General features: G+C 52.9%; 3 protein-coding genes. All 3 read left to right on the forward strand.

What is annotated here, in order from left to right; genetic code table 11:
- The coding region (locus tag Xsto_RS20035) for a phage tail protein (protein WP_099126219.1) at positions 1-340 on the forward strand (340 nt) is incomplete at its 5' end.
- Complete coding sequence (locus tag Xsto_RS20040) at positions 337-684, forward strand: phage tail protein (RefSeq protein WP_099126220.1); 348 nt, start codon at positions 337-339, stop codon at positions 682-684. The genes Xsto_RS20035 and Xsto_RS20040, both read left to right, overlap by 4 nt.
- Before the next feature lie 227 nt (positions 685-911).
- The coding region (locus tag Xsto_RS20050; protein ID WP_099126221.1) for a phage tail tape measure protein at positions 912-3,206 on the forward strand (2,295 nt) is incomplete at its 3' end.

The raw sequence follows: 3,206 nt of genomic DNA on the forward strand, positions 1-3,206 counted from the left end.
CACCGGACTCACCGGTAGCTTTATTGACTGCACCACCCTGATGGATACCAATAAGCAGTTTATTTCCGATATGCCGGAAGGGCCGGAGAAGTCACTGGGTTTTATTGATAATCCCGAAGATGCGGATTTTGCCGCTTTTCTGACTGCGGCGGAACAGCATGCCACCGTGCAGCTTTATATTGCCCTGCCGAACAAACGCACCGCGACGATGGTATTAGCCCTGTCCGGCTGGGAGATGAACGACATTAACGCCCCGGCCAGTGAAGTCATTCAAATTACCGTCAAGGGCAAACAGAATAACCTCGTCTGGGGTACCACCAAAACAGGAGTCACACCATGAAAGCCCTGAAAGCCGCATTACTGACCCCGCGTCCGCACATCAAAGCGGTCGAACTCTTTGGGACACAGGTCAATCTGCGCCGGATGACGTCGGCTGAGTTACTGACGCTGGAAGAACAGGCGGAAAAACTGAGTCAAGCCGGGGACGGGCGCGAGGCTTCCCGTCTCAATATTCAGATGTTGCTCGATTGTCTGGTTGATGATAAAGGACAGGCCATTGCCGCCAGTGAACTACCCAGTGCTGAGGCGCTGATGGCGGTGCACGATAACGCCACGATCATTGAAGCCATCCAGATTGTGAAGCGTCATGCTATCGGCACACTGGAGGAGGCCGAAAAAAACTAATCCATTCGCCGACGCTGCACTTTGCCTTTACGCTCGCAGAACAGCTCGGCGAAATTGACCCCTATCGCATCCTGTCGCTACCGGCCTCGACACTTAATGAGTGGCAGGCTTATTACCGACTGAAAAACCGTAAACATTCCGACAATCCGCCGCCTGTGCCTGTTTCCACCTCTTCTGATACGGTGCAGGCGCAGTGCGATGATGTCATGAGATTATTAGGTTAACGTATGGCGAATTTATCTAACCTGACGGTCGGCTTACTGGTGAATGCCACCTCATTTAAATCCCAAATTGCCGATGCGTACCGGTATGCCGGGCGGGAATCAGAGCGCTTTGCTGATAAAACCGCCAGTGACGGGAAAAAGGTCACCAAGACCTACAGTTCGTTAGCGAACCAGATCAAATCCGTGTCCGGGCAGCTGGCGTTACTGGCGGGCACCGGGTTCTCACTGGGTACCATTATTTCCCACACGCGCAAGTACGGACAGGCTTTGTCTGATCTGTCTGCCATTACCGGCGCGACCGGGGCACAGCTTAAGAAACTGGACGAAGACGCTCAGCGACTGGGGCGCACCACGGAATTCGGGGCCACCGGCGTTGCGCAGGCCCTGAAACTGATGGCCTCAGCGAAACCGGAGTTACTGAAAAATACCCAGGCACTGACGCAGGCGACTGAGAAAGCCATCACGCTAGCGCAAGCCTCCGGCATTGAGTTGCCGGAAGCGACCAAAGCCTTAGCACTGTCCCTGAATCAGTTCGGTGCGTCAGCGGCGCAGGCCGATCGCTATATCAACGTACTGGCGGCCGGCGCCAAGTACGGCGCGTCCGAAATCAATGAAACCGCCTTAGCCATCAAGAACGGCGGTACGATGGCCTCACAAGCGGGGATGTCGTTTGAAGAACTCAATGCCGCGATTCAGGTGTTAGCCAAAGGGGGCATCAAAGGGGCCGAAGCGGGTGTGGCTATCCGTAACGTGGTGCTGGCGCTGGAGAAATCCACCGATAAGAACCTGAAACCCTCGGTCGTGGGCCTGAGTGCTGCGCTGGAGTACCTGAAAAACAAACAGCTATCGACGGCGCAGGCGGCGAAATTGTTCGGGCGAGCTAACCTCAGTGCCGCCTCACAGTTGGTCACCGGACGGCGTGAGCTGGATGAACTCAAAAAGTCGCTGACCGGCACGCAGGTGGCCTATGATCAGGCGGCTACCCGGGCGAATAATTTGAGTGCGGATCTGGATGTATTGGGTCGTGCTTTTGAGGGGTTGGCGATTAAAGTCGGCAGCAGTGCTGACGGGCCGTTGCGCTCCGGGGTGCAGAATGTGACTAGTGTAGTTAATAGCTTGTCCGAAAACTTCAATACTGTTGCGATGGTTGCACTACATACTCTCATTCCTGTAATGGCGACCAAACTAACTGCCGGATTACGGGAAAACGTCAGTGCATGGCGGGCGACTGAAAAAGCCATGCGGGATACCACCAAGCAGAAGGCTGAAACCGCCCGTCGCACTATTGAGCAGGCTAACGCAACCATTCAACTGACTCAGCGTCAGGGTGAACATATTGAAAGAATGCGAGTAGTGAATGCCCAGCATGGTCTGCTCGTTAACTACTCCAAAGAAGCTAACGCCCTGTATCGGAAGGAAACGGAAGCATTCCGACAAAAAGAACGGGCTACCCGACAACTGGAGGCCGCCAACCGCCGATTGTCTCTCTCATACCGCTCCCTTGCTGTATCAGCAGGCTTGGCGCGTGGTGCTTTTTCGTTATTAGGTGGCCCATTCGGCGTGGCAATGCTCGCAGGTTCAGCTATCTATTATTTTCACCAAAGAGCGCAGGAAGCCCGAGAAAGCGCCACCGATCTAACGGATGCGGTACTCGAAACAAAAAATGCCTTGATGCAACTCTCAAAGGTTGAATTGTCTTCTAAGATCCTGAACTACAGGGATGCACTGGATAAACAAAAGGAAGAAACCGACAAGATATGGCTTGATTTGCAAGGGAAGAAAAACCTTGTCTCTGGCGTTGGGTTGGGCGGCTTATGGGCAGATAAAAAGAAAGCACAAGAAGGTGTTGTACACGCAGAGGCGGAATACGAAAAAGCGCGCAAAAAAACGGAATTTCATAAGAAACAACTTGAGGAATCCCAGGCTGCCTTAAAAGCACTTGAGGCGGGCGAAAAACCCATTTCATCTAAATCTCAGTCCGAAGAGAGCAATAACAAATCATGGACAGGCAGTGATGACGGCGAGGATAAAGGGAGCAAAAAGAAAAAAGGCAGTACCCAAATCCTGAATCAGTATCAGCAGTTACGTTTTGATATTGAACGGGCGCACACGACGAGTTTAGGCCGTATTCTGCTCAGCGAACAGGAGACGCAAAGAAAACTGGATGAAGTCGCTAAATCCGGTTTAGTGTCTCAGAGCGAAATTGAACGCCTGAAAGCCCTCAATGCAGCAAACCACCAGAAACAGCGACAGGAACTGGCAGAACGCTACGCTCCGGCAAAAGCCCTTATCCGGCAG

It is taken from the genome of Xenorhabdus stockiae (assembly GCF_002632825.1).
GTDB classification, from domain to species: Bacteria; Pseudomonadota; Gammaproteobacteria; order Enterobacterales; family Enterobacteriaceae; genus Xenorhabdus; species Xenorhabdus stockiae.

Coding starts and splice junctions, on each gene's coding strand:
- Xsto_RS20040 (WP_099126220.1), top strand. CDS start 337: ATGAAAGCCCTGAAAGCCGCATTACTGACCCCGCGTCCGCACATCAAA.